The sequence below is a fragment of the Streptomyces sp. NBC_01176 genome, from assembly GCF_045039825.1.
Taxonomy (GTDB): Bacteria; Actinomycetota; Actinomycetes; order Streptomycetales; family Streptomycetaceae; genus Streptomyces.
In genome coordinates, this window is sequence record NZ_CP108600.1 from 9,718,429 (window position 1) to 9,743,649 (window position 25,221).

General features: G+C 71.7%; 19 protein-coding genes. 10 read left to right on the forward strand and 9 right to left on the reverse strand.

Going from position 1 to position 25,221, the window contains the following annotated elements:
• Nucleotides 1-53: 53 nt before the first annotated feature.
• Nucleotides 54-1,121 carry an Lrp/AsnC family transcriptional regulator gene (locus OG199_RS42355; protein WP_405834282.1) on the reverse strand — a complete coding sequence of 356 codons (1,068 nt, stop codon included), beginning with the start codon at nucleotides 1,119-1,121 and terminating at the stop codon, nucleotides 54-56.
• Nucleotides 1,122-1,601: 480 nt separating this feature from the next.
• On the opposite strand from OG199_RS42355, the gene OG199_RS42360 reads away from it, so the two are divergent.
• On the forward strand, nucleotides 1,602-2,531 hold the full coding sequence (locus tag OG199_RS42360) for an alpha/beta hydrolase (protein WP_405834283.1): 930 nt from the start codon (nucleotides 1,602-1,604) through the stop codon (nucleotides 2,529-2,531).
• 95 nt (nucleotides 2,532-2,626) lie between these two features.
• Here the strand turns inward: OG199_RS42360 and OG199_RS42365 are convergent, their stop codons facing one another.
• Nucleotides 2,627-3,571 (reverse strand): ADP-ribosylglycohydrolase family protein, encoded by a 945-nt coding sequence (locus OG199_RS42365; RefSeq protein WP_401808150.1) that lies wholly within the window; start codon nucleotides 3,569-3,571, stop codon nucleotides 2,627-2,629.
• Between the two features lie 370 nt (nucleotides 3,572-3,941).
• On the opposite strand from OG199_RS42365, the gene OG199_RS42370 reads away from it, so the two are divergent.
• The 6 genes from OG199_RS42370 (at nucleotide 3,942) to OG199_RS42395 (ending at nucleotide 12,647) form a co-directional block, all read left to right on the forward strand.
• Nucleotides 3,942-5,192 carry a cytochrome P450, cyclodipeptide synthase-associated gene (locus OG199_RS42370; RefSeq protein WP_405834285.1) on the forward strand — a complete coding sequence of 417 codons (1,251 nt, stop codon included), beginning with the start codon at nucleotides 3,942-3,944 and terminating at the stop codon, nucleotides 5,190-5,192.
• Between the two features lie 95 nt (nucleotides 5,193-5,287).
• Nucleotides 5,288-5,680 carry a nuclear transport factor 2 family protein gene (locus OG199_RS42375; RefSeq protein WP_356797968.1) on the forward strand — a complete coding sequence of 131 codons (393 nt, stop codon included), beginning with the start codon at nucleotides 5,288-5,290 and terminating at the stop codon, nucleotides 5,678-5,680.
• Between the two features lie 209 nt (nucleotides 5,681-5,889).
• Nucleotides 5,890-7,890 carry an AAA family ATPase gene (locus tag OG199_RS42380; RefSeq protein ID WP_405834287.1) on the forward strand — a complete coding sequence of 667 codons (2,001 nt, stop codon included), beginning with the start codon at nucleotides 5,890-5,892 and terminating at the stop codon, nucleotides 7,888-7,890.
• Nucleotides 7,891-8,004: 114 nt separating this feature from the next.
• Nucleotides 8,005-9,489, forward strand: coding sequence for an MFS transporter (locus OG199_RS42385; RefSeq protein WP_405834289.1), 1,485 nt, complete (start codon nucleotides 8,005-8,007; stop codon nucleotides 9,487-9,489).
• Nucleotides 9,490-9,705: 216 nt separating this feature from the next.
• Nucleotides 9,706-11,070 (forward strand): carotenoid oxygenase family protein, encoded by a 1,365-nt coding sequence (locus OG199_RS42390; protein WP_405834291.1) that lies wholly within the window; start codon nucleotides 9,706-9,708, stop codon nucleotides 11,068-11,070.
• An 86-nt stretch (nucleotides 11,071-11,156) separates the two neighbouring features.
• The gene (locus tag OG199_RS42395) at nucleotides 11,157-12,647 is read left to right on the forward strand and encodes an alpha/beta fold hydrolase (RefSeq protein ID WP_405834293.1); all 1,491 of its coding nucleotides are present in this window, start codon (nucleotides 11,157-11,159) and stop codon (nucleotides 12,645-12,647) included.
• Between the two features lie 173 nt (nucleotides 12,648-12,820).
• Here the strand turns inward: OG199_RS42395 and OG199_RS42400 are convergent, their stop codons facing one another.
• On the reverse strand, nucleotides 12,821-13,540 hold the full coding sequence (locus tag OG199_RS42400; protein WP_356797978.1) for a hypothetical protein: 720 nt from the start codon (nucleotides 13,538-13,540) through the stop codon (nucleotides 12,821-12,823).
• Between the two features lie 460 nt (nucleotides 13,541-14,000).
• On the opposite strand from OG199_RS42400, the gene OG199_RS42405 reads away from it, so the two are divergent.
• Both OG199_RS42405 and OG199_RS42410 read left to right on the forward strand, forming a co-directional pair.
• Entirely contained in the window at nucleotides 14,001-15,449 is a 1,449-nt protein-coding gene (locus OG199_RS42405; protein ID WP_356797980.1) for an NAD(P)/FAD-dependent oxidoreductase, read from the forward strand.
• 228 nt (nucleotides 15,450-15,677) lie between these two features.
• Nucleotides 15,678-15,908 (forward strand): DUF6332 family protein, encoded by a 231-nt coding sequence (locus tag OG199_RS42410; protein ID WP_356797982.1) that lies wholly within the window; start codon nucleotides 15,678-15,680, stop codon nucleotides 15,906-15,908.
• A 104-nt stretch (nucleotides 15,909-16,012) separates the two neighbouring features.
• Here the strand turns inward: OG199_RS42410 and OG199_RS42415 are convergent, their stop codons facing one another.
• The 6 genes from OG199_RS42415 to OG199_RS42440 form a co-directional block, all read right to left on the reverse strand.
• On the reverse strand, nucleotides 16,013-16,390 hold the full coding sequence (locus tag OG199_RS42415) for a hypothetical protein (protein ID WP_405834296.1): 378 nt from the start codon (nucleotides 16,388-16,390) through the stop codon (nucleotides 16,013-16,015).
• A 690-nt stretch (nucleotides 16,391-17,080) separates the two neighbouring features.
• The gene (locus OG199_RS42420; protein ID WP_405834297.1) at nucleotides 17,081-19,717 is read right to left on the reverse strand and encodes an alpha-L-rhamnosidase C-terminal domain-containing protein; all 2,637 of its coding nucleotides are present in this window, start codon (nucleotides 19,715-19,717) and stop codon (nucleotides 17,081-17,083) included.
• Nucleotides 19,718-20,344: 627 nt separating this feature from the next.
• Entirely contained in the window at nucleotides 20,345-21,229 is an 885-nt protein-coding gene (locus tag OG199_RS42425) for a hypothetical protein (protein WP_356797987.1), read from the reverse strand.
• A gap of 59 nt (nucleotides 21,230-21,288) precedes the next feature.
• Entirely contained in the window at nucleotides 21,289-22,623 is a 1,335-nt protein-coding gene (locus tag OG199_RS42430; protein ID WP_405834299.1) for a Dyp-type peroxidase, read from the reverse strand.
• 19 nt (nucleotides 22,624-22,642) lie between these two features.
• Nucleotides 22,643-23,656 (reverse strand): hypothetical protein, encoded by a 1,014-nt coding sequence (locus tag OG199_RS42435; protein ID WP_405834301.1) that lies wholly within the window; start codon nucleotides 23,654-23,656, stop codon nucleotides 22,643-22,645.
• Between the two features lie 44 nt (nucleotides 23,657-23,700).
• Nucleotides 23,701-24,234: a hypothetical protein gene (locus tag OG199_RS42440; RefSeq protein ID WP_356797993.1), complete on the reverse strand. Its 534-nt coding sequence runs from the start codon at nucleotides 24,232-24,234 to the stop codon at nucleotides 23,701-23,703.
• Nucleotides 24,235-24,506: 272 nt separating this feature from the next.
• On the opposite strand from OG199_RS42440, the gene OG199_RS42445 reads away from it, so the two are divergent.
• On the forward strand, nucleotides 24,507-25,208 hold the full coding sequence (locus OG199_RS42445) for an ABC transporter ATP-binding protein (protein WP_405834302.1): 702 nt from the start codon (nucleotides 24,507-24,509) through the stop codon (nucleotides 25,206-25,208).
• Nucleotides 25,209-25,221: the final 13 nt, after the last annotated feature.

Genomic DNA, 25,221 nt, shown 5'->3' on the forward strand with positions numbered 1-25,221 from the left:
GGCGTCGCATCCGGCCGCCCTACCCGAACGGGACGCGTTCGGCAGGCCGGTTCTCAGCCCTTGTCCAGCCCCGCGCGGGTCGGTTGCCGGTGGCGCGGGACGGCGGGGGAGGGCTGGGCGAGGCCCAACGCGGGCGTGCGCTTGGCGGCGCGGCTGACGATGGCCGTCTCGACCTGTGTGATCCCCAGGCCGACCAGGTCGCGGGAGAGGAAGCCGTAGAGGGCGGCCAGGTCGGGGAAGTAGGCCGCCGCGTGCAGGTTCGATGGCCCCGAGGTCGCGAACGCGCCGTGCACCGAGGGATGGTCGGCCAGCGCCCGGCCCGCGGCGGCCAGATGATCGGGCGCCACGTGCAGCAGGAGCTTGGCCTCGATGGGCAGCCCGATACGGCGGGGGTCGACCAGGACCTGGGTGACCAGACGCCCCTGGGCCGTCAGTCGGGCGATCCGCCGGCGGACCGTCGTCTCCGGGTGACCGGTGTGCGCCGCCAGGGCCGCGGCCGAGAGGCGCGCGTCGGGAGTGAGTGCGTCGATGAGGGACTGTTCCAGGGGATCGGTGTCGACGCCGTACGGGCCCGGGGACCCGGAGGACGCCGGCCCCCGGTCCGGGCCGGGGGCCGGACTCAGGGCCGCGAGCTCGGCCGGCGTCAGGACGGCGTGACGCCACTCCGAGGTGAGCCGGAAGACGTGCAGGATGGTGGCGCTCTCCAGCGACGTGACCGCCTGCGTGGAGGGTAGTTGGCGGAAGACGAGCGGGTCGCGCGAACCCGGCTCCGTACGGGCCACCGCGAAGATCTCGTCACCCGAGGTGGTGACGTCGATGAACGGGATGTCCTCGCGCGCCGCGAGCGCGGCCACGATCGTGTCGAGCTTTCCCCGAAGCACCCGGATCCGCAGGAACAGAGCTCCGGCGGAACCCCCGTTGCGCGGTCGCGCGACCGGTGAGATCACCACGCGCACGGTGCCTTCGGCGCCGAACGCGTGCAGGCGGCGGCGCACGGTGGCGGGGCTGAGATCCAGCACCTGGGCCGCCCGTTCCGCGCTGAGACGGCCGTCCCACTGCAGGGCGGCCACCAGCCGCTGGTCCGTGAGACTCAGTACGGAATCCGCCGCCACGTGTGCCATGGCGGCAAGTTTCGCTCATTCCGGCGCCTCGCGCCGCCTGTCCCGCAGGCCTCGCCCCAAGGATGGACGGTACGTACTCCGCGCCGGGCGCGACCCGCGTCGACGGAGCCGAGTAGCCATGGAAGGAGCACCCGATGATCCTCGACCCGCACAACTGGTCCCCCCTCGTGGTCGATTGACAGGCGGCGGGCGGCAGCCGAGAGGGGGTGGGCGACAGTTGACTGATCGTCACCTGTGACCGGCGAAGCGGTGCCCGCGGCGCGACCACTGCGCGACCACGGTGCTTGCGGGACCGCAGGCCCACCCATCCCGCGCCCACCCATCCCGCGCCCGGCGAGTCCGCGAGTCCGCGAGTCCGCGAGTCCGCGAGTCCGCGAGTCCGCGAGTCCGCGAGACCCTGGGATCCGCGAGAGAGCCCCGAGAACCGAGAGAGCCCCGAGAACGACGGATCGACTCACACCCACGGAGGCCCCTGTGCCCATGTCCGAGCAACGCGAAAAAGTACGCTTCGCCAGCGGTGACACCACGTGCGCCGCCTGGCACTATCCGGGCACCAACGGCGGCTGCGTGATCATGGCCGGAGGGATCGGCGTGACGAAGGAGCCCGCCTCGGATCTCTTCGCCCGACGGTTCAACGACGCCGGATTCGCCGTCCTGGCCTTCGACTTCCGGCGGTTCGGGGAGAGCGGGGGCGTGCCGCGGCAGGTCGTCCGCCTCGGCGACCAACGCGCCGACTGGCAGGCCGCGATCGACTTCGCGGCCGGTCTGCCCGACGTCGATCCCGGCGGAATCTCACTCTGGGGCTTCTCCCTGTCGGGCGGCCACGTCTTCCGTGTCGCGGCCGACAATCCGCGGCTGGCCTCCGTGATCGCGCAGTCGCCACTCGTCGACGGCCGGGCGGCGGCGCCCAACGCGCTGCGCGCCATGACACCTCGCGCGCTGTTCCGGCTCTTCGGCCGCGCGGTCGCGGACGCGCTCGGTAGCCTCCTGGGACGGCCTCCGCTGCTGATTCCCACCGCCGGAGCACGCGGCGCCGTCGCCTCACTCACCACGCCCGACGCCATGGACGGTGACCGGGCCCTGGACCCTGACCACCGCTACACGGACTGGGAGCAGACGGTCGCCGCACGGATCGCGCTGCGGATCGGCGGGTACCGGCCCGGCCTCCACGCCCCCCGGATCCGGTGCCCCCTGCTCGTGGTCGTCTGCGACCAGGACCGGAGCGCGCTCCCCGGCCCGGCCGTCGAGGCGGCCCGCAACGCCCCGGACGCCGAGGTACTGCACCTGACAGGTCGTCACTATGCCCCGTTCCTGGAGGCACACGAAGAGGCCGTCGAGGCGGAGATCGCGTTCCTGCACAAACACCTGGCCCGCGCGGACGTCGTGCCCGGCGGAGGGGACCGTACGTGAGCAGGGGGTGAGGGCCCGCCGAGCCCCGGGCGCCGAGTCCCGAGTCCTGGGCGCCGGGTGCCGCGGGGAAGGGCGAAGGGGTCGCTCTGGCCCACCTATTCGGCGTGCTCGGCGTGTCGCCGGCCGGCCTCGGCGGAATCCCAGTGGCTCCAGGCGGGGATGTCCTCGCGGGCCCGGAACCAGGCCGCCGGCAGCGCGCCGGTGCCGGTTCGGGCCGCGACGACTCCACCCGCGATGGCGCAGGTGGTGTCGCGGTCGCCCCACCCGGCGACGGTCTGCCACAACGCCTCGGAGAGATCGTCCGGATGCCCCGCGGCGGACCACAGGGCGTACGGCACCGTGTCCGGAGCCGAGATCAGCGTTCCCGAGCCCAGCACGGACGCCGCGTGGCGAACCGACGTGCGCGGTGAGAGGCTCGCGGCCACCAGCAGCCCGGAGCGCACGTCGCTGTCCGGCACATGCGAGGCGATCTCCCGCAGGAACTCCGCGCGCGGTGCGGTGTCCCGGCCCTTGCCGGCGGCCGCCAGCGCTGCGGCGACCGCCACGGCCACGGCTCCCGCGACCGCCTCCGGGTGGGAGTGCGTGGCCACCGCGGACAGCCGGGCCTGCTCGCACACGACCGCCACGTCGTCCCGGAACCACGCCCCCAGAGGGGCGACCCGCATCGCGGCGCCGTTGCCGTGGGAACCCTGCCCCCCGAACTGCGCCGTGGTGACGGCCTGCCAGTCCTCACCCTCCCCGATGCGCCGCAGCACACCGTGCATGGACGGACCGTACTTGCGCCCCGGGTCCCGGTCGTACTCGGCGGCGAACTCCCTCGCCAGCTCGCCCGGCCGGACCTCGCCATGGGTCATGAGGTGTGCGAACAGGACGAAAGCCATGGCGGAGTCGTCCGTCCACGACCACGGCGCCGGACGCAACCGCCGCGCCGCCCACTGGCCTTCGGCGTCCTCGTCGGAACGCGTGAACCAACTGTCCCCGAAGGCGTCGCCCATCACCAGGCCGTCCAGGCTGTCGCGGGCGTGCTGCGGACCGGTCATGGCGAAGCTCCTTTTGAATCGTCGAGGGCCTCGGCATTCTCGTCGTACGCAAGCCGGTCGGGCGAATGGATTACCTCGTAGCGCCTGTTCAGGTCCGTACGGGCGGGACATCGCGGTGCCGGCGGGGCGGGCACCGCCCACCACCGCAACCGGCTCTTCCCGTGATCCCCGGCCGGTCCGCGCCGAGCAAGAAGTCCGCAGGTGACCGGAACCAGTGCCGCCGTTCGTTCATCCTGTAGGCCGGGTGGGCCTGCTCGCTCACCCTCTCGCGGACGCGGCAGACGGGGGTGGGGGCGCATCACACGGCAGGTCACGCATTCCGGCCAGGGCTGTTCCTCCCCGGCACCGCGCACTTGGAGAGGTCTTCGCCATGCCCCTGGTCAGTCCCCGTTTCAGCATCCTGTCCGAGGACTTCGCCGCAGACCCCTACCGCTACTTCGCACGGCTGAGGCAGGAGTCTCCGGTGCACCACGAGCCGGCGATCGACAGCTATTTCCTCTCCCGCCACCAGGACGTCAAACGGGTGCTCACCGACCATGAGGCGTTCACCACCCGGACGTTGCAGGTGCGCGCCGAGCCGGTGATGCGCGGGCCGGTCCTCGCCCAGATGACCGGGGCCGAGCACACCGCCAAGCGGAAGATCGTCGTGCGGGGCTTCACCGGCGAGGCCCTCCAGCGCCAGATACACGCCATCCGCGCCAACGCCGCCGAACTCATCACCCCCTTCCTGTCCCGCGGCCGGATGGACCTCGTCAACGATTTCGGCAAGCCCCTCGCCGTCCACGTGACGCTCGACGTCCTCGGTCTGGACAGGGAGGACTGGCGGCGGGTAGCCGCCTGGCACAGCGGGGTCGCCGAGTTCATCACCAGCATGACGCTCACCCCCGAGCGCCGTCGGCACTGCATGGACTGCGCGGAACAGCTGGAGGCCTACCTCGCACCCGTCGTTGAACAGCGGCGCCGCCACCCCGGCGAGGACCTGATATCGAAGCTGTGCGCCGCCGAGTTCGACGGCATCGCCCTGAGCGACCGCGACGTCACCGCGCTGATCATCAACGTGTTGGCCGCCGCCACCGAACCCGCGGACAAGACCCTCGCCCTGCTCTTCAAGCACCTGATCGACCATCCCGAGCAGATGGCACAGGTCCGCCAGGATCCGGCCCTGCTGAGCGCCGCGATCGCCGAGACCCTGCGCCGCACCCCACCGGTCCAGCTCATTCCCCGCCAGGCGGAGCGGAACGCGGTGTTCGCGGGCACCACCGTCCCGGCTGGTGCCACCGTCTTCTGCCTGATCGGCGCGGCCAACCGCGACCCCGAGGCCTTCACCGCCCCGGACACGTTCGACATCCACCGCCCCGACCTGGGCACCGCCCGCTCCTTCACCGCGGCCGCCCAGCACCTGTCCTTCGGCACCGGACTCCACCAGTGCGCCGGCGCGGCCTTCGCACGCGCCGAGATCGAGACCGTCGCCGCGATGCTCCTGCCCCTGCTCGACCAGGTCCGCTACAGCCCCGGCTTCCGCTACCGGGAGACCGGCCTGTACACCCGAGGCCCCGTCTCCCTGTCACTGGACTTCACTCCGTCCACGAAGGCGGCTCCGGCCATGACCGACAGCCCCTGACCCGGCCTGCCCGGGACCGGCCCGACATCCTGTCCTCCACGGCCCCGGCAGCCAGGAACACTCCCTGTCCCCACTCCCTTCAGGCGAACACAGCGATGAAACCGACCGACATCACCCGCGCCATCAACGACCTGCTCTTCGACCCGGACCTCGACCTCGCCGAAGCCCTCGACCGGCACTTCACCCCCGACTACCGCCAGCGCACCGACGGCGTGTGGAGCGACCGGACCTCCTTCGCCCAGCACATCACCCGCCTCCGCTCCCTGATCCGCAGCGGACACATAGAGGTCCACGACGAACTCCGCGACGGACTGCGCTACGCCGACCGCCACACCGTCACCCTCACCCAGCACAACGGCCGCGTCTCCCGTACCGAGGTCTACCTCTTCGCGCGACTGGCCCCCGACGGCCGCTTCCGACGCGTCGAGGAAACCACCCTCCTGATCACCGGCCACTCCGACGACGGGAACCTCGGGCACATCAAGTGACCCGGCCCGTCAGGAGGTTCGGGCCATCAGGTGGTTCGGGCCCATCAACGGTCCGGGCTCGTCAGGTGATCGGAGCTCGTCAGGTGGTCAGGCTCGGCAGGCGGTCCGGGCTGTTCAAGTGGGCCGGACTGGGCCTCCGTTAGGCTCTGCGCGGAGCAGCGGCCCCGGTGGGGAGATCGGCCTCCGGAGCAAGGGCAGGGGGATCCGCCATGGTGTCCGTGGGAGAGAGACTGAGCAGAGCGCGCGGGCGCTCCTTCATCGGCCGGGACGAGGAACTCGGACGTTTCGAGGAGGCCTTGGCCGGCGATCCGCAGGCACCGTTCGCGTTCTACGTGTACGGTCCGGGCGGCATCGGGAAGTCGACGCTGCTGAGGCGCCTGGCGGACCACGCTCGTACGGCGGGCCGACCGCTCGTCGAGCTCGACGGCCGCTTCGTCAGCCGGGACCCGGCCGATTTCGAGCACGCCGCCGGTCCCTTCCTGGACGTTCCGGGCACGGTCCTGTTCGTGGACTCCTTCGAGCACTGCCAGTGGCTGGAGAGCTGGCTGTGGCACCACTTCCTGCCCCGCGCCGCCGACGACGCCCTGGTCGTCCTGGCCGGACGGCGCGCCCCGCAACCGCAGTGGACCACCGACCCCGCCTGGTCCGGACTCCTGCACGTGACCGAACTGGAGCCGTTCTCCACGGAACAGGCCCGCAGCCTGCTTGCCGCGGCACAGATCCGGCCCGAACTGCGCGACCGGGTACTGCGGTTCGCAGGCGGCAACCCGTTGGCCCTGTCCCTCGCGGCCGCCGCGGGATCGGCGGGCTGCTCCAGGGAGGAGATCTGGGCCCCGTCCGCGGACGTCCTGCGCACGCTGCTCGCCGGGCTGATCGGTGAGGTCCCCACGGCTGCCCACCGCCGCGCCCTGGAGGTCGGCGCACAGGCCCACTCGACCTCCGAGGAACTGCTTGCCGCCCTGCTGCCCGGGGAGGACGCCCATCTGCTCTTCTCCTGGCTGAGGGACCTGCCCTTCATGGAGTCCACGCACCGAGGGCTCCACCCGCACGACGCGGCACGCGAGACGCTGGCCGCAGACCTGCGCTGGCGTGCCCCCCACGCGTTCGAGGCGATGCGCCGGCGCCTGGCGGACGAATACCTGCGCATCCTGCGCGAGGCACCCGAGGAACGGGTGTGGACCGTCACCGACGAGCTCTTCTACCTCTTCCGGGAGGGAGCGGCCCTGTCCCGGCTGCGTACTTGGTCCCGTGAGGACGAGGTGCACGACCGCCCTCTGCACCCGGACGACATGGACGTCGTGCTGCGGATGGCCGAGGAGACCGAAGGAGCGGCCTCCGCGGAACTGGTCCGCTACTGGGCCCGGCGCCAGCCGCAGGCGTTCAGCGTCTACCGTCTCGTGAGCACGGGCCGGACCGTCGCCTTCACGGCCCGGCTCGCGCTGCCCGCCCCTCCCGACCCCCAGGACCTCGCCACCGACCCCGTCGTCGCCGCCGCGTGGCGCCACACCGAAGCCACCGCCCCGGTGAACCCCGGCGAACACATCGGCATAAGCCGCTTCTCGATCTACCCCGAGCGCTACCAGGTGCCCTCGCGCGTCATCGACCTGAGCAGTTCCCGGGCCCAGGCCGAAGCGGCCCGCGCCCGCGGCCGTGCCTACGGCTTCGCCGTCTACCAGGACGCCGAGACCTGGGCCGAACGCGTCGAAGGCACCCTCGGCGACACCGGGGCGCGCCCGCGTGTGGGCGAGCACACCTACGGGCTGTTCAGCGTCGACTGGCGCCAGGTCCCCGTGGAGAGCTGGCTCCTCCGCTTCATATCGACCCCCGACATACCGGTCCCGTCCGGACCCTCGCCCATCTCGCGCGCCGCGTTCGACCAGGCCGTACGCGAAGCACTGGCGCACTGGCGCGACCCGGCCGCCTTCGCCGCCTGCGCCCTGATGCGCACCCGTCTCGCGGCCGACCTCGGCGATCCCGTCGAGGAACTGCGCACCCTGCTGCGCCAGGCCGTCGCCGACCTCGCCCACGACCCCCGCGGAGTGCGCGCCTGCGAGGCCCTGACGGCCGGCTACTTCTCCGGCGCACCCACCCAGGAGGCCGCCGCCCGCCGCCTGGGCCTTCCGTACGGCACTTACCGCCGCCACCTGCGGCAGGGCCTTGACCTGCTCTACGAAGCCCTGTGGCAGCAGGAGTTGCACGGCTCCCGGTAGCAGCCGAGCCGCACTCTCCGGCCGACGCGAGTGGACGGGTGCGGACAGCAGTGGACAGTGCCGGCCCCGGTGAGGCCTGGAAAGTGGACAGCGTCCGACACGAGCCTGTGCGTCATGAACGTTGCACGCACGCAGACGAAGCAGGCACCACGCCGGGCGCCCCGGCCGGGAGCCGTGCTCGCGGCACTCGCCGCGGCGCAGTTCACCGTCATGCTCGCCACCTCGATCGTCAATGTGGCGCTTCCGCAGATCCGCGCCGGCGCCGGCCTGTCGGACGGCGGAACCACCTGGGTGGTCAACGCCTACGGCCTCGCGTTCGGCGCGCTGCTCCTGGCGGGCGGGAGGGCGGCCGACCTCCTCGGCCGCCACCGGGTGCTGATCGCCGGACTCGCGCTGTTCGCCGCGGCTTCCCTCTCGGCGGGACTCGCCACCGCCGCGGACGTGCTGATCGCCGCCCGCGCCGTGCAGGGCCTTGCCGCCGCCGCCATCGCCCCGGCCGCGCTCGCCCTGACGATGGACCAGTTCCCCTCCGGCCCGGGGCGCGGCAAGGCACTGGGGGTGTGGGGGGCCGTCTCCGGCGCGGGAGGAGCGGGCGGCGTCCTGCTCGGCGGCGTGCTCACCCAGGCGTGGGGCTGGCCCTGGGTCTTCCACGCGGTCGCGCTCGGGGCGGCACTGGTCCTGGCCGCCGTGGCCGTGCTGGTGCCACACGCGGCCGGGCGCGGGGCCGGACGCGGGGTCGGGCGGTTCGACCTGCTGGGCACGGCCACCGTCACCCTCGCCCTGACCTGCCTGGTCTGGAGCCTGACCACCGCACGCGGCGCCGGCTGGACCGACGGCCGGGTGCTGGGCGCCCTCGGGGCCGCCGCCGTGCTGCTCGCGGCCTTCGCCGTCCTCGAGCGCCGCCGCCCGCACGCACTGATACCGCCGCGTCTGCTCACCACCGGCCAGGTCGCCGCGGGCAACCTGCTGATGGCGCTGCTGGGTTCGGTGTGGATCGCCCTGTTCTTCTTCCTGCCGCTGTACCAGCAACAGGTCCTCGGGTCCAGCCCCTTGGTGACCGGAGCGGGACAACTCCCGCTCGCCGGCGCCAATATGCTCGGTGCCACCCTGGCACCGCGTATCTCCCGGCGCATCGGGGGCCCCGTGACCGTGACCGCGGCCCTCCTCACCGAGGCCGCGGGCCTGATGTGGCTGTCCCGGATCAGCGCCCACGGCAGCTACCTCGCCGACCTCCTCGGCCCGAGCATCCTGATCGGCCTGGGCCTCAGCATCGCCTTCGTCCAGCTCACCGCGCTCGCCGTGAACGGCGTCCCACGGGAGGACGCGGGCCTGGCCGGCGGCCTGGTGAACACCACCCGCCAGATCGGCGGCGCCATCGGCCTCGCCGCCCTGGCCACCCTGGCCGGCTCCGTCACCGCCCGCGCGTCCACCCGTCAGCCCCCACTGGAAGCCCTCACGGCCGGCTACCGCACCGTCTTCACCGTCGCCGCCGCGGTCCTGCTCACCACAGCCCTCCTCGCGCTGCTCCTCACCCACCGCACCGGCCCGCGGACCGCCACTCCCTCCACCGGCCCGGCCTCCGGCCCGCGCCCCGCCTAACCGTCCGCACCGAGGAGTCCTGGAGCGGCGCCCCGGTCGCGGCCGCGGCCGACCACCTCGGCAAGGCCCTCCACGACTCCCTGCGGAACTGGCTCTCCCACCTCAAGTCCCGTTCCGAACAAGCCGCCTGACACAAGAGCGCCACACCGAACACCGCACCGAACACCGCACCAAGCACCACACCGAGCACCACACCCACTGGAAGAGGTTCCTGCCATGACTGCCCCGAAGCCCTACCTGACCGGCCACTACACCCCGGTCACCGACGAGGTCACCGCCACCGGACTCACCGTGGAGGGCACGCTGCCCCCCGAGTTGAACGGCCGGCTGATCCGCAACAGCCACAACCCCAAGCCCGGTGTCACCCCCGCCCACTGGTTCAAGGGCAGCGGCATGGTCCACGGCATCCGCCTCCGTGCGGGCCGCGCCGAGTGGTACCGCAACCGCTGGGTGCGCACCCCCGCCCTCGACGGCGCGCCCTACCTGACCGAACGCGGCCCCGACCTGACCGCCAGCACCGCCGGCACCCACGTCATCGAGCACGCCGGACGGCTGCTCGCCCTGTGCGAGGCGAACCTCCCCTTCGAACTCACCCGTGAACTGGACACGGTCGGCGCCTTCGACTTCGACGGCAAGCTGCGCACCGCGATGACCGCGCACCCCAAGCAGGACCCGGTGACGGGGGAGCTCCACTTCTTCGGATCCTCGCCGTTCCCGCCGTTCCTGATGTACTACGTCTCCGACGCCAAGGGCGAGATCGTCCACAGCGCCGAGATCCCCGGAGCGACCGCCTCGCTCAAGCACGACTTCGCCCTCACCCGTCGCCATGTGGTCTTCATCGAGGGCAACGTCACCTTCGACCCGGCCGAGCACTCCGGCATCCCCTACGGCTGGAGCGATCAGCAGCCCTCCCGTATCGGTGTCATGCCCCGCGGAGCGGACGGCGCCCGGCACATCCGCTGGTTCTCCATCGAACCGGGCAACATGCTGCACGTCTCCAACGCCTACGAGGACGGCCAGGGCCGCATCGTCCTGGAGGGCCCCACCGTGGACCGCGAGGGCTTCCAGCTGTCCTGGAACTGGTGGACCGGCGCTCCCGGCCGCAGCACCGAGCCCAACGCCCGCTCCTACACCCGCCGCTGGGTCGTCGACCTGGCCGCCGGTAGCGTCGACGAGCAGATCATCGACGACCTCGCGGTGGAGTTCCCGACCCTCAACGAGGACTACCTGGGCTCCGAGAACCGCTACCAGTACGCCATCTCCTTCCCCGACGAGAAGGGCTTCGGCGGCTACGGCGTCGTCAAGTACGACCGCACCACCGGCGCCCGCCGCATCCACCAGGCAGGCGACGCCCGGCTGCCCAGCGAAGCGGTCTTCGTCCCCGCCGCCGGAGCCACCCGCGAGGACGACGGCTACCTCCTGACCGTGGTCTCCGACCTCAAGCAGGACGCCGCGCAGCTGCTGGTCCTCGACGCCTCAGGCCTCGACCGCGTCGCCACCGTCCACCTGCCCCGCCGGGTGACCGCCGGGATCCACGGCTCCTGGATCCCCGACACCGCCATGGACGCCGCCCGGAGCTGACGCCTGGCGAGGACCACCCTCGCCCGCACCCCTCGTACACCCCCTCGACTCCCCACGGGCCGGGGCCCAGACCAAGGAATCGCATCATGACAGGAAACCGGAAGCACGCCGGCTGGATCGCCGCCGGAGTCACCACGCTGGCGACCGCCCTCGCCGTACCGACGCTCGCCCAGGCGGACCAGGACGGACACCGGACCCCGGCCGACCGCACCATCGACTGGCACGACTGCGCCGACAGCGACTTCAAGCACATGCAGTGCGGATCGATCCAGGTACCCGTGGACCGGTCCCACCCCGACGCAGGCCACACCACCCTCGCCCTGGTCCGCCGCCCGGCGGACGACCGGGCCCACCGCCTGGGCACCCTGCTCCTCAACGACGGAGCCGGCGGCTCCTCCATCGAACAGCTGCGCCTCGCGATGCACATCGGCATGCCGAACTTCGCCGGCGCCATGACCCGGAACTTCGACCTGGTCGCGGTCGACCCGCGCGGAGTGGGACACAGCACGCCGATCCTCTGCGGCGAACCGCCCAAGCCCGCCGGAGTCAGCCACTTCCCGCGCGACCGGGCCGCGTTCGACGCCCTCGTGTCCCACAACCGGGCCTTCGCCGAGGACTGCCTGCGCCGCAACGGCCCCCTCGTCGACCACACCGACCTCACCAGTACCGCAAGGGACTTCGAGGCGGTCCGGATCGGGCTGGGCGAACGGCAGCTGAACTGGTACGGCATCCACTACAGCACGCTCCTCGGACGCACCTACGCCAAGCTCTATCCCGGCAGACTGCGCACCATCGTCCTCGACACCGCCCTGGACGACACCGGCTCGCCGCTGTCGCGGGTCACCCAGGAGGCGGTCACCGCCGAGACGGCCTTCGACCGCTTCGCCGCCTGGTGCACCGCCTCGAAGGACTGCGCCCTGCACGGCAAGGACGTCGCGGCCGAGTACGACGCCCTCGTCACCCGAGCCGACCGCGACCCGATCCCGACCGGGACCACGGGCCACCAGCCCCTGACCGGTGAGGACATCCGCGAGGCCACCCAGGACTACCTGACCCTGTCCGATCACTCCTGGCCGGAGCTGGCGAAGACCATCGTCAACGCCCAGGGCGGCGACGCGACGGCCTTCACCCACGACCCGGACGACACCCTCGACCCCGCCCAGGCCCAGATACAGGTGCCCGCCTGCCTCGACAACGCCCGCCCGGTGCACACCCTCACGCAGCTCACCCGGTTGCGTGAGGAACTCGCCCGCGTGTCCCCGCACCTCGGCGGCGCCGTGCGCTCCTACAAGGCCATCGCCGGCTGCCTCGGCTGGCCCACCCCGGCCCAGCCCGTCAAGGCGGGCGCCCCGGTCCACGGCGCACCGCCCGCACTGGTCGTCCAGTCCACCCACCAGGCCCTCGCCCCCTACCGCGCGGGCGCGGCCATGGCCGCCCAACTGCCCGGCAGCGTCGTACTCGGCCACGAGGGCGACGACTACAGCATGTTCCTGGTCTCCAAGTGCGTCCAGAAGGCCACCAACCGCTATCTGACCACCCGCGCGCTGCCCGCCCCCGGCACCATCTGCACCGACTGACAAACCCACGCCCCCGAAGTCGACCGCCGGCCGCTTGTCCGGCGTCACCCAGATCTTCGGCGCCCTCCGAGCGGCGACCACCGCTCGGAGGGCGAAGCGCGTGTACAACTCCGCCCGGGAGCTGATCGCGAGGCGCGAGTCCGCACAGGCAGGCACCAGCAGGAGGCTCCCCGTCAGCTGAAGCGGACGTCACTGAGATCGATGGAGACCATGACCTGCTCCAGGAGCGGCCGACCTTCCAAGTCCCGGCGGTAGGCCCGTCGTTTGGTGGGCAGCACGATGCCGTCCGCTTCCACGTGGTCGTGGACGTACTGTGCGGCGGCGAATCCGCCGGCCACGTCCACGTGGTAGTCGTGGCGCCGCAGGAGCCGGTCGGGACCGAAATAGAAGTCCTGGAGGGTGCTGTGGCTCGCGATCCGCGGCGGGAAGGCGGCGCGCAGCCCCGGCCAGAGCTCGTCCCCCTCCCGCCACGGCTCGATGCCGGTGACCGTGAAGCCGGGCATGGCGAGCAGGAAGGGCGTGGTGAGGTAGGTCCACAACGCGTAGCCGTTGAAATAGGCGCGGTCCAGCGGGTCCCAGGGTGTCTCGAGCGTGTGACCGGCGAAAGACGTCCGAGGGTCCTCGCGTTCGGCGACGACCTGCCCGTCGAGTTTCTCGATGCTCACCCGCCCGGGCGTGAAGTCGGTCTTCTGGTCGTGAGCGCCGAAAGGCCGGACCGAGGCGTGCTCCTCGTGCAGCCTGACGGTCATCACGCGTGGCGTGGCGTCCTGGGGCAGGCCCTTGACGGCGAACAGGTCGCCACCGCTGACAAGGGTGGCCCGCGCCTGGGTCAGTTCCTCCCAGCGCGCGGTCCCGCCATGGGCCTCGATGACTTCGGTGAGCAGATCGTCCACGTCGGATTCCTACCGTACTTTCCGCTCGCCCGTACGGGAGGAGAACGGCGATTGGGCCGGACGGACCATGGACGAGTTCCCGCCCGCACCCGCCCCCCTCCTCGCCGCAGGGCCCCCACACACCTGCCAAAGGAGTGAGACCCGAGCACGGCCGGCTCCGCCGGTACCGGCCGGTGGTGTGCGACGACGGGGTGTTGGCTCGTTGGGCGGGCCCTGCCAGGGCAAGCTGGGGTGATGATCAGCGCGCCGATCGTTGTGCGACCCGGTGGTGTTCCTCGAAGCCGCAGAGGGTTCTCCTCATGGCCCCGGTCTGCCGAGACACGGTCGTACTCGAAGCTGTGCTGATCGCGACGACCGACCGCGTCCGCTGTCACACGGCCCCTTGAGCGTCGTGGTCGGCGCCTGCCGGTTGCGCGGCGGGAGCGGAACCCCACCCCTTACCGATGAATGAGGATGTGTCATGGAAACGACGCCGCCTGACAACACCGATGTCCACGACGTCATCGTGGTGGGTGCCGGTCCCGTGGGCCAGACCGTGGCCGAGCGGGCGCGGGCCGCCGGGCTCTCGGTCGCCCTGGTCGAGCGCGAGCTCGTGGGCGGCGAGTGCTCCTACTGGGCCTGCATCCCGAGCAAGGCGCTGCTGCGGCCCGTCGTCGCCGTCGCCGACGCACGCCGCGTCGAGGGGGCGAGTGCCGCGGTCACGGGCACGGTGGACCCGCGCGGCGCCTTCGCGCGCCGGGACCGTGTCGTATCGGACTGGGACGACAGCGGGCAGGCCGCCAACATGACGGGGCTGGGGGCCACGCTGGTCCGCGGCCACGGCCGCCTCGCGGGGGAGCGACGCGTGGCGGTGGAGGGCCCGGACGGCGCACAGCACATGCTGGAGGCGCGGCACGCGGTCGTGGTGTGCACCGGCAGCGGCGCCTTCCTCCCCGGCCTTCCCGGCATCGAGGAGGCACGCCCGTGGAACAACCGGAAGGCCACCGATTCCGAGCGGGTGCCCGGCAGCCTCGTCGTGATCGGCGGGGGCGGTGTCGCCGTCGAGATGGCGAGCGCCTGGCAGGGCCTGGGCGCACGGGTCACCCTCCTGGCCCGAGGATCCGCTCTGCTGTCGCGTATGGAGCCGTTCGTCGGGGAAGAGGTGGCACACGGCCTGGCAGAGTCGGGTGTGGACGTGCGCACGAACACCGACGTGGTGTCACTGAGCAGGCCCGACCCGGCCGGCCCCGTCACCGTGCGGCTGGCCGGCGGCGCCGAACTCGAAGCGGACGAGGTCCTCTTCGCCACCGGACGCACCCCGCACACCGACGACATCGGCCTGGACACGGTCGGGCTCGCCCCCGGAACCTGGCTGGACATCGACGACGCCTGCCGCGTCCGCGGAGTCGACGGCGGCTGGCTGTACGCGGCGGGTGACGTCAACCACCACGCCCTCCTCACCCACCAGGGCAAGTACCAGGCCCGCATCGCCGGAGAGGCCATCGGGGCCCTCGCCCGCGGAGAGAGCCTCGACACGGCAGCGTGGGGTGCCCATGCCACGACCGCCGACTTCCAGGCGGTCCCCCAGGTCTTCTTCTGCGATCCCGAAGCCGCCTCCGTCGGACTCACCGCGGCCGAGGCGGAACGGGCGGGCCACCGGACCAAGGTCGTCGACGTGGACATGGGCGCGGTTCCCGGGGCGTTCCTGTACGCGGACGGCTACCGGGGACGGGCCAGGATGGTGGTCGACCTGGAGGGCCGCCACCTCCTCGGTGTCACCTTCGTCGGCCCCGGGGTGGCCGAGCTCCTCCACTCGGCGACCGTCGCCGTGGCCGGAGGCATCACCATGGACCGCCTCTGGCACGCGGTGCCCTGCTTCCCGACGATCAGCGAGGTGTGGCTCCACCTGATGAAGGCGTACCGCGACTGACCCCGGCGACCTTCCGGCCGCGCCGCGTCGCCGACCGACGTATCTGTTCCGGCGGCGCGGGCGGGACCGCCCGGCTGACCCGGGAACGGGGCCCGTCCTCGGGCTCACAGCCACCGGCCGAGGTCAGCCGGCTCCGGCACCAGGACGGATGTCACCGTTCTTGCCCGCGCCCAACTTACGTATGCGGTGGTCGGATTGCGGCCCCGTCGCCCGGGGGAAAATCCACCAATGGGGGCATCCCGACCGCAGGCGCAGAAAGATGAGAGCACCGTCGAGTCGATGTACGTCGCCGTTTCCGCCGTGATCCTTGCCGGAGCCGCGTTCGCCCTGATCGCCAGCCCCGCCCTGGTCTTCGACATGGTGCACGGCGATGCGCGGCGACTCCTGATCATCTGCGCCAAATGGGCCGGGGCGGGAGTGTTCCTGGCCAGACTGATATCCGGCTTGTGGCGTTGGTGACGCCGACCCGCGCCGCCCCGCGACACCGGCGGCGCTGCGACCGCATGCTCCGCCGGGCCCGACGCGACGGGTGCGTGCGCCCCCAGGCGTGGACGACGGGCCGGTCACGCGGTGTCCCGGGTGTCGTCGTCGAGCTGGTCGAGAATGCGCTGCTCCGCGTCGCGGAGTGTGGTGCGCGCGGCCGGGGGCCGGGTGCAGTCGGCCCCGTGCGCGGCACCTTCGGAGGACCTCCAGATCCGGCAGCACGGGACCGGGAGCGGCGCGGGGCCGCGGGCGGCCAGCTCGGCACGTTCCGCCTCGACGCGGGCCCGGCGTTCCCGGCCGCTGCGTGCGCGGCGTTGTCGGATGACGCCCTCGGCCAGGAGGAGCGCGAGTGCCCAGAACACACCGGTCTCCCACCACAGGTGGTGGAAGGAGGTGGCGGTGCCGCCGGCCGTCAGGAGGGTGGCGCCGAGGGCGCGGGCGGTTTCGGGTCGGGTCACAGGCACTCCCCGCTGGGCTGGACGACGTTCGTCATGTTGAGTTTTCCCACGGTGAGGCCTTGTCCGCGGATGTCGGGAAAGATTTTGGGCGCGGTCGCGGGCGTGGGCGCGTGTGCGGTCGCGTGCGGGGAGCAGGTAATCACGCCCGCCGACGGCGGCTCCACCCTGGGAGCGTCTCCGCGTGCGGGGTGGACGGCCCACGAGGCGGCCCATGTGATCGCCGTGGTCCGTCCAGGGCCGTCCGGCACACCGGCCCTTCTGCGCGCCTCGTCTACGTCTTCTCTACGTCCTCACCACGACCGGACGCCGTGCCTTCGACGTACCCGGGCCCGGAGCGACGACGAGGGGCCCCGACTGTGCGCCGGACCCGACTCGGGGCGTGCGTCAGCGACGCGGCCGACGCCTGGGCCGGCCGGGAACGGCAAGGCGCGCTGGTGCGGCGGAACCTCCGGCACAGGCCTGCGAGCCGCCTCCGAGGAGGACGGCATTCGTGGCCTGTGCCGGAGACTCAGAGACCGCGTGGACCGGCGAGACGCCGGGGGCCGTCCTCGGCCTGCTGAAGGACGGAAACACTGCCCTTCAGCAGCGCATCGAGGTCGTGCGGCAGAACGGCACCCCGGCACCGGGCACCGACGACGAGCCGGCAGTCGCCGGCCGACGACCCGCGCCTTCGGAAGGCCCCCGGCGCGGCTATCGCCGGCGCGTGACGCTGAGGCGGTGCCTGCCGGGTCCCAGGCCGGAGACGGTGACGCGGTCGCCGTCGATCGTCACACGGGGGTCCGGCGCGCGGTGGCCGTCCCAGAGGACGCGGCTTTCGTCCCGTACCACCACGTGTGAGCCGCTGACGGGCAGCGCGGCCACGCCGCGGGTGCCGTGGGGCACCTGCAGCGTGAGAGTGAACGACGTCGCCGTGTTCGTCCACTCGACTTCCAACGGTCCTGCGGGGGTGGGGAGTTGTCCTTGCGCCCAGGCCACGTCCCCGGGATTGGGGCGGACTTCCCAGCGGGCGTATCCGGGCGACGTCGGCCCGGCGCCCAGGAGCTGGTGGGTCAGTGCCGGCAGCACGCCCGTGGACCACCCGTGCGCCATGCTCGTATAGGCCCCCTCGTAGAGGGAACCGCCGGGACCGATGCCCTCCCAGTGGGTGACACCGGGGTCGTGGCTGTCCATCCAGCCGTAGGTGCGCCTGATCTGGTCGAGTGCCGAGGAGGCCCGTCCCGTCTCGAACCTGGCGACGATCTCGGGGTAGGAAGTGAAGGCGTACACGCGCTGGGACGCGCCGTCGAAGATGGTGTCGTTGTCCATGAAGGCGTTGCCGTACGGCAGGTGCGTGGTCGCGTCGAGGTGGTCGAGCGCGGAGGCGGCCCGCTGGGTCCCGGCGACGCCGGCGGTGATGGCGAGGGAGTTGCCGTCCTGGGCATGCCGCACGGCTCCGGTCGCCGAGTCGAGATAGGCTCCGGCGGTCTCGTCCCACAGGTGGGTGTTGACCGCGTCGGTGACCTCCCGGGCGCGGTCGGTCCACCGCCGGGCGTCCGCCTCGTGCCCGAGCCAACGGGCCAGTGCCGCGCTGTCGTTGAGCGCCTGCACGTACAGGACGTTGTAGTAGGTGATTCTGCCGGTGCGGCCGAGGAAGGCGTAGTCGCCGTAACCACCGGTGTCGTTGAGGCCCTTGCTCAGCAGTCCGGCGTCGTCGGTGACGCTCGGGTACCAGGTGTCCAGCACCTTGACCAGGTGCGGGTAGTAACGGGCCGCGTAGGAGCGGTCGCCGGTGTACAGGACGTAGTCCCAGCTGCACGTCACCCACCACAGCGGATAGTCGAACAGGGGCAGTTCGTATCCGGAGATGGAGGCCGGGGGGATCCAACCGTCGGCCCGCTGGTGGTCGGCGAGGTCGGCCAGGACGTTGCGGGCGGCCGCGGCGGTGTCGTCGTGGGTGAGGTAGAGGGTGCGCGCGGAGACGGCGAGGTCGCCGACGTACGGGTCGCGGTCGCGTTTGGCTCCGTCATGCAGCACCAGCCGGCCTTCCAGGGACGCGCTCCACGCGTTGCGGGGATCCACGTCGTCCTGGCGGAAGGTGTCGGTGACGAGCTCGTTGGTGTAGGAGGCGCCGTACCAGTACCGGTTGAGGTCGTCGTCGGAGCACAGGAACCAGCCGCGGTAGGTGCTCGGCGTCCCCACGTAGCCGGTGAAGTCCAGGTCGACGGAGTCGATGCTGACGGTGCCCCAGGGCTGGGCGACGGGTGCGTCGGCCGCCAGCGCGTCGAGAGTGATCTTGAGATAGCGGAATCCGTGCAGACCGTCGGCGTAGACCTTGCCGTCCCGGAGGAAGCCCTTGTGGTCCTTCCAGGTGGTACCACCCGCCGGAACGGCGAACTGGTCGGTGCCCTGGCCCGCGCCGCCGGCCTGGTCGGAGCGGGTGAAGTCGGAGCGGTCGGTGAGGAACTGCCTGGTCTCCGAGAAGGCGACGCGCACGCCGGGGGAGTCGGTCGACGCGGAGGCGAAGCGGATGCGGGGATATCCCACGACGACCTTGCCGAAGTCGACCGTGACGCTGGGGACTTCGACCGGCGCCACAGCGGCGGGCCACACCTCGTTGACCCGGGTGAACGCACCGCGCGGCGTGTCCTGCACATTCGTGACCGTGATGCGCACCTGGGTCGTGGAGACGGGCTGGGCGAACGGGACGGCCCGCTGGATGACATCGTTATCGGCAACCGTGGCGGCCGTGTGCCAGGCGTCGTTCTGCCAGGTCTCGACCGTGAAGTCGGTGGGTACTCCGTCACTGTTGGATATCACGGTGATGCCCGACAACTGCTGGACCGAGGGAACGGTGATCGTGAGCGTGTCCGGGAAGACGCCCAGCGTGTCGTCGTTCCAGAACGTGTCGGGGTTGCCGTCGATGGCGTTGCCCGCGTCGTAGGTGCGCGGGCTGCCGTCGTTCCCGTTGTTGCCCGCGTGCGAGGAGGAGGCGACCGCCGTACTGCCCTCGGGCCACCGAGGTGCGGCGACGGGCTGCGGGCGGCGCAGGACGGTGACGGGCCCGCCGGGCTTGAGCAGGGCCTGGGGGAGGCGTACGTCACCGGTGCTCGCGGTGACGGCCACCGGCCGGACGGTCCGACCGGCCGGGCCCTGCACGTATCGGTGCCAGGAGGTTCTGCCGCGCGGAACCGCGTCCGGGGCTGCGCCGGCGGCGGCGGCCGCGGCCGGGGACGCCGCGGCCAGGGGGAGGCCTACGGCGGAGAGTGCCGCCAGGCCGGCTCCCGCGGCGATGACGGTGCGGCGGGCGGGGTCGTTCGGGGGCTGGGGGATGTTGCGGCTCGGCGACATGGAACCTCGTCCCTGTGCAGGCGTATGGGAAGCAGTGGTATTGAAACGATTCAAATCGAGGGTGCGGAGAGAAGGTATCCCAGGTTTTCCCGTGGCGTACATACCGCGGACCGTTGTTCTGCCGCGCAGGACCGGAACCGGCGGAGGTGCGGACGGGCCGCCGCGCACCGGCACGGCCGCGCCGACGGCCGGACCCCGCGGGCGACTTCGGCCCGGCAGTCACCCTGTCGCCCGGACACCCGGCAGGAGAGCCGACGTGGATGCCGCGCGTCGCGCGGGGAGGCCGGTGCGGTCTCTGGCACGGTCAGCCCGTGTCCGAACCGCCAGCGCACCGCGGTCGGTCCGGGCGACCGTCCCGGCGGCAGCCGACCCCCAACTCCCGCCGCTCAAAGGCGATCTGCACCCGGTACCTGGCGGGGATCCACACTCGGGTCCGTCCGGCCTGCGCCGGAGTGATGCGCCGGGGCGATGCGGTCGAAGTGATGCGGCCGGGCTCCCCGCGGCTCGGAGCCCGGCCGGCCGCCGCCTCGTCCGCTCGATCCATCCGTCCGGACTCATGGCCCCGTTGGACCGGGCAGCCCGCTCACACCGGCGTGAGCGGGCTGCCCGGAACAGCGCACAACCCGGTCAGCGTGTGCCGTCCGGTGCCGCGGGGCGGCTTCGGCGGCCACTGAGCACGGCAGCGATCGGAAGGGCAGCCGCCAGGCCGCTGAGCAGGATCGCGGCAAGCGCGCCCAGGACGGCGGGCTGGTCGTCGAAGGCGATACCGATCGCGGCCAGGGCGGGCCCCGCGTTGCGTACCGCGGCGACGCCGCCCATGGCCGTACGGCGTACCGGCGGACCGGTGGCCAGCAGGGTCCCGACGGCGAAGACGACGGCTGCGAGCACGAAGCCCGCGAGGAGCGCGAGTGAGCCGAAGAGTGCCACCACGTCACTCCAGTTGCCGAACAGCATGCCCGCCAGCACGAACAAGAAGGTCACGTTCGACACCACGGCCGCCACGGGATGCCACGACCGTGCGGTGGTCGCCGCGTAGCGGCGCAGCAGCAAACCGACGACGAACGGCACGAGTTGCAGGACGGCCACGGTCCGCACCAGCGTCGCGACATCGAGGGAGACGTCCTTGCCGAGGCCCGCGGCGGTGAGGATGCCGTTGACGGTCGGGGCGAAGGTGAGGCTGCCGACGGCGGCAAGCAGCACCTGCATGGCCGCGCCGGCGACGACGTCCCCGCGTTGCACCATGGCCAGCTTCGCCCCGAAGGGCCCGCCCGGCGAGGAGGCGACCAGGACGAGCGCGATGAACGCCGCCGAGGGGAGGCCGAACAGCGCGCCGATGCCCCAGCCCAGCAGCGGGACCACCACCATGTTGGTGAGCAGCGCGAGCGACAGCAGCGGGACGTCGGTGAAGACACCGCGCAGCGCCGTGACGGTGGCTCCGAGGCCGGCCGTGAACATGGTGGCCGCGATGAAGATCACGGTGACGGCGTTGAACAGCATGTGCAGGGTGTCCATGAGGCATTCCCCTCAGTCGGCGGAGTACCTGCGGTGCCGGCGTGCGCGCCGCCGCCCTGTCAGTCCTGGAGGTCGCCGAGCCAGCGCAGGGCGCTCAGGCCCGGCAGAAAGCAGTAGGCGCCACCGCGGGTGACGACGAACCGCGGCAGGGGCGCCAGGCGCCGACGCACCGGCCGCCGGGGGATCGTGAAACCGGTGACGCCGTCGTGGGATCCGGTGACAGGGTCCTTGGCCTCGCCCGAACCGAAGAAGACACCGTCGTTCATCCATTGCGACTGGACGAACTCGAACTGCCGCCCGAGGTGGGCTCCGACGAACGCGAACATCAGGCCGCGCTCGGCCCCGTCGTCCTCCATGACTCCCTCGGGCAGCGGCGGACCGTACACGGCGCCGCGTCTGATCATGCGATGCAGCCGCACCTCGCCCGCCACCGACGCGTCGCGCGGATTGGCCCGGCGGATGTGGCAGCCGCCGGGCGTCATGAAGCCCGCCGGATCGTCCCGTTCGTACAGGAAGGTGTTGCGGCGCTGCGGGTCCGCACCGAGAGCGGGGTCGTCGTGCCGCGGACTGAGCGCCAGGGGAGCTCCGCTGCGCCAGCGGCCCATGATCTTGGCCGCGAGCAGTTCCTCGTCCTCGGGGGAGGTGGCGTTGTCCCGCAGGTAGCGCCGGAACGCCGCGACATCCTGGTGGAGTTTACGGAAGACGGCGTAACTGCCGTTGCGCCCCAGCACCTCCGGCTGCGGGGTCTGAACGCCGCCGATCTCGTCGCGGTAGCCGAGCACGAACTCCCCGGCCTTCAACGGAACCTCCAGCTGGTTGGACCCGGGGACGCCGCTCCCTTCGACGGCCGGATGGCTGACGCCGTCGCGGTAGCCGAAGTGCTCGGTCTCGGTGGGCAGCGCGTAACAGTCCTGCCGCCAGATCGCGGTGACACCGGAGAGGCGGCCATATGCGGGGCGGGCCCCGTCGACGGCCGCCTCCAACCGCCGGACGTCGGGCGCGACCGCCGTGAGCACCACATGGACATCCGGCGTACCCAGCGGCGCTTCCCAGTTCGCGGGGCTGCTCTCGCCGACATCGCTCAACGCCGTGGCCCGGGCGGCCATCCCCTGCCGGAACTCCCAGGCGAACGTGTCCAGGCAGGCGCGCGGCACGCCCAGCGCCTCCAGACCGTGACAGGTGACCGCGACACTGACCCAGGTGTCTCCCAGGGGGCTGACCGGGGCGCCGGCCGAGGTCACCACCGCAGCTGCGCGCCGCATCAGTTCCCGCCCGTCGGCCCGGTCGTCGATGCGGAACGCCAGGTACGTCGCCGCGTAGGGAGTCGGCCGCGGGCTGAGAACCCCACGCTGGATGTCGTCGAGTTCCAACCCGGCTGTTGCTGTCCCGCCCACAATCGGCCTCCCTGCGGCACTACTTCGAGACGAGGTTCCGCCAGAAGTTCCGGAGGCTCTCGTCGCCCCCGAACAGCGAACTGAAGATCGTGGAGTCCGCCAGCAGCACATCGCCGGCCCGGTCACCGCCCGGCGGCATCCACAGGAACATGTTGAACTCGGAGTTGCCGGCGTCGGTGAACGGATGCGGCCTGGAGGTGTCGACCGGCTGTCTGGCCAGCACGTGGATGATGTCCGGCTCGTCGGTCGTGACGGCGTAGTGCGGCAGGTGCATGTGGAAGTTGAAGTTCGTCACGCCCTCCAGCCACCCTTTCGCATCCAGGTCCCCGACCGTGGAGAGCGGGGCGATCCCGTGCTCCGCCCGCACCGCGGGGCGCAGACCGTAACGGTTGTCGACCGGCACCCCGAGGCCGTGCATCAGGCCCCGGACGTACGTGGCGAACCGCTGCTGACGGGGGACCAGAGGATCCCCGGGATGGCGGTACTCCACGTCCCGCACGGCCAGATCGTCCGACGCCCCGACGTCATGGTGGGGGCCAAGAACCAGGCAGGCGTCCTCCCGCGCGAGGAAGGCCCGCAGCGCCTCGACCTCCTCGGGCCGGGCGTCCTGACCGGTGGCCATGTGGTCGAGGCCGAACACGAACAGGGTGTCGGTGTCGGCCAGTACGCGATCGTCGAGCGGGGTGCGGAAACCGGCCTGGTCGATGCGCTGGTACACCGGGACGGGATGCCCGGTGACCTCCTGGACGAACTCCTGGAACGGAACCCAGGCCCAGAAGAACAGTTCCAACGAGCCGGCGATGCCCTGCTGGAACCGCATCGGGTCGGACCACTTCGGGTCCTCGTAGGCAGGCCACGCCACCCGCCTGACCTCCGTCAGCGTCGAGAACCGGTTGTCCAGCTCAGCGGGATCCCTGCCCGCCTCGGCCGGATAGCTCCACGAGACGTAGACGCTCACCCGTCGCCGACCAGGGGTGCGTTCACGCGGGATGTGGGTCTGGTTGTAGGTGCGTGCTGTCCTGGTCTCACTCATCTCGGCTCCGATTCCCCAGGGGGACAGGCCCGCGACAGCCCGCTCTACTGCAGTTGGTCGAGCATCTCCGACAGGGCACCTTTGATCTTCAGAGCCTTCTTGATCTCGTCCGCGCTCACATACGGGTACTCCCCGTACTCGATGAAGCTGGGACAGTGGTGTTCACGAACGAACCTGACGAACGCCTCGGGGTTGGTCCGCCAGTCCTCGGGGAACCCTTCGAGGTTCTCGAAGGCCGTGTTCACTCCCGCCCTGCCGAAAAGCGCGATGGCGTCCTCGGTGTACTTGTCGAAGTCGGTGTCGAAGATGCCCTGGTACATGAAGCGCGTGTCGTCGTCGAAAAGCACCCAGCGCAGATAGTGCAACTTCAGCGGGGCGAGAAGGTGGGGGTCTTCCTCCAACGCCTTGGCCAGGGCGTACCCGTACTCACGCATCGCGTCGGCGCGGCCGGGCTTCACCTCGGCGACGATGGTGAACCCGTAGCATGCCGGCGTCTTCGGAAATACGGGACCGTATTTCCCCTGCTCGAGCTGAGTGGTGTCCTTGGGGAGGACCGCCGCCTGTGGCCTGATCTCCATGTGCGCTCCTGACGCCAGTTACTGGCCGGAAACAATCTCTCTCATATTCACACGGACCACCTCCACCCGCCTGGGGAGCGGCAACGGAGACACCCGTACCCGGCCCGGTCGCACAGCGCCGGTCGGAAGGACCGACCAGGGTCGCACCCCGGCATCCGACCGTGGCGATGCCGCCGCGGTACGCCGCCCGCCTCTTCAGCACCCGGGCATGGAGGGCCGGGCGGAAGGCAGCGATACTGATGCCCGGCCCACGGGGGATCAAGGGAGGACACATGAGCCAGGTCGTCACCGAGACCATGGTGCGCGTCGAGAACGTCCACAAGTCGTACGGTCAGGGAGCCGCCGCCGTCCATGCCCTGCGCGGCGTCTCCTTCGACATCCCCCGCGGTGAGCTCATCGCGCTCAAGGGGCGCTCGGGCTCCGGGAAGACCACTCTGCTCAACATCGTCGGAGGGCTCGACGTACCGGACCGGGGCCGGGTCACCGTGGCGGGCATGAACCTGTCGGAGCTCGGTGAGGACGGCCTGCTGGCGCTGCGCCGGGACCGGATCGGCTTCGTGTTCCAGTCCTTCGGCCTCATCCCGATCCTGACGGCCGCGGAGAACGTGGGCGTGCCGATGCGCATGCGCCGGGCCGACGTACGGGAGCGCGAGGAGCGGGTCGAGCTGCTGCTGTCCCTGGTGGGCCTCGCCGACCACGCGGCCCAGCGGCCCGGCGAGCTCTCCGGCGGCCAGCAGCAGCGGGTCGCCATCGCCCGCGCCCTGGCCAACAACCCCTCGCTGCTGATCGCCGACGAGCCCACCGGCCAGCTGGACGCGGAGACCGGCCATGCCGTGATGGAACTGCTGCGCGCGGTCGTGCGCAGCGAACAGGTCACCGCCCTGGTGGCCACGCACGACGCGACGCTGCTCGACCTGGCCGACCGGGTGCTGGAGATGCGCGACGGGGAGATACGGGAGGAGACGGGGGAGTAGGCCGGGCCGCCGC

Bases quoted from the DNA above. Each gene is read 5' to 3' on its own strand.
- OG199_RS42355 (WP_405834282.1), bottom strand. From the start codon at position 1,121: ATGGCACACGTGGCGGCGGATTCCGTACTGAGTCTCACGGACCAGCGG.
- OG199_RS42360 (WP_405834283.1), top strand. From the start codon at position 1,602: ATGTCCGAGCAACGCGAAAAAGTACGCTTCGCCAGCGGTGACACCACG.
- OG199_RS42365 (WP_401808150.1), bottom strand. From the start codon at position 3,571: ATGACCGGTCCGCAGCACGCCCGCGACAGCCTGGACGGCCTGGTGATG.
- OG199_RS42370 (WP_405834285.1), top strand. From the start codon at position 3,942: ATGCCCCTGGTCAGTCCCCGTTTCAGCATCCTGTCCGAGGACTTCGCC.
- OG199_RS42375 (WP_356797968.1), top strand. From the start codon at position 5,288: ATGAAACCGACCGACATCACCCGCGCCATCAACGACCTGCTCTTCGAC.
- OG199_RS42380 (WP_405834287.1), top strand. From the start codon at position 5,890: ATGGTGTCCGTGGGAGAGAGACTGAGCAGAGCGCGCGGGCGCTCCTTC.
- OG199_RS42385 (WP_405834289.1), top strand. From the start codon at position 8,005: ATGAACGTTGCACGCACGCAGACGAAGCAGGCACCACGCCGGGCGCCC.
- OG199_RS42390 (WP_405834291.1), top strand. From the start codon at position 9,706: ATGACTGCCCCGAAGCCCTACCTGACCGGCCACTACACCCCGGTCACC.
- OG199_RS42395 (WP_405834293.1), top strand. From the start codon at position 11,157: ATGACAGGAAACCGGAAGCACGCCGGCTGGATCGCCGCCGGAGTCACC.
- OG199_RS42405 (WP_356797980.1), top strand. From the start codon at position 14,001: ATGGAAACGACGCCGCCTGACAACACCGATGTCCACGACGTCATCGTG.
- OG199_RS42410 (WP_356797982.1), top strand. From the start codon at position 15,678: ATGGGGGCATCCCGACCGCAGGCGCAGAAAGATGAGAGCACCGTCGAG.
- OG199_RS42420 (WP_405834297.1), bottom strand. From the start codon at position 19,717: ATGTCGCCGAGCCGCAACATCCCCCAGCCCCCGAACGACCCCGCCCGC.
- OG199_RS42425 (WP_356797987.1), bottom strand. From the start codon at position 21,229: ATGGACACCCTGCACATGCTGTTCAACGCCGTCACCGTGATCTTCATC.
- OG199_RS42435 (WP_405834301.1), bottom strand. From the start codon at position 23,656: ATGAGTGAGACCAGGACAGCACGCACCTACAACCAGACCCACATCCCG.
- OG199_RS42440 (WP_356797993.1), bottom strand. From the start codon at position 24,234: ATGGAGATCAGGCCACAGGCGGCGGTCCTCCCCAAGGACACCACTCAG.
- OG199_RS42445 (WP_405834302.1), top strand. From the start codon at position 24,507: ATGAGCCAGGTCGTCACCGAGACCATGGTGCGCGTCGAGAACGTCCAC.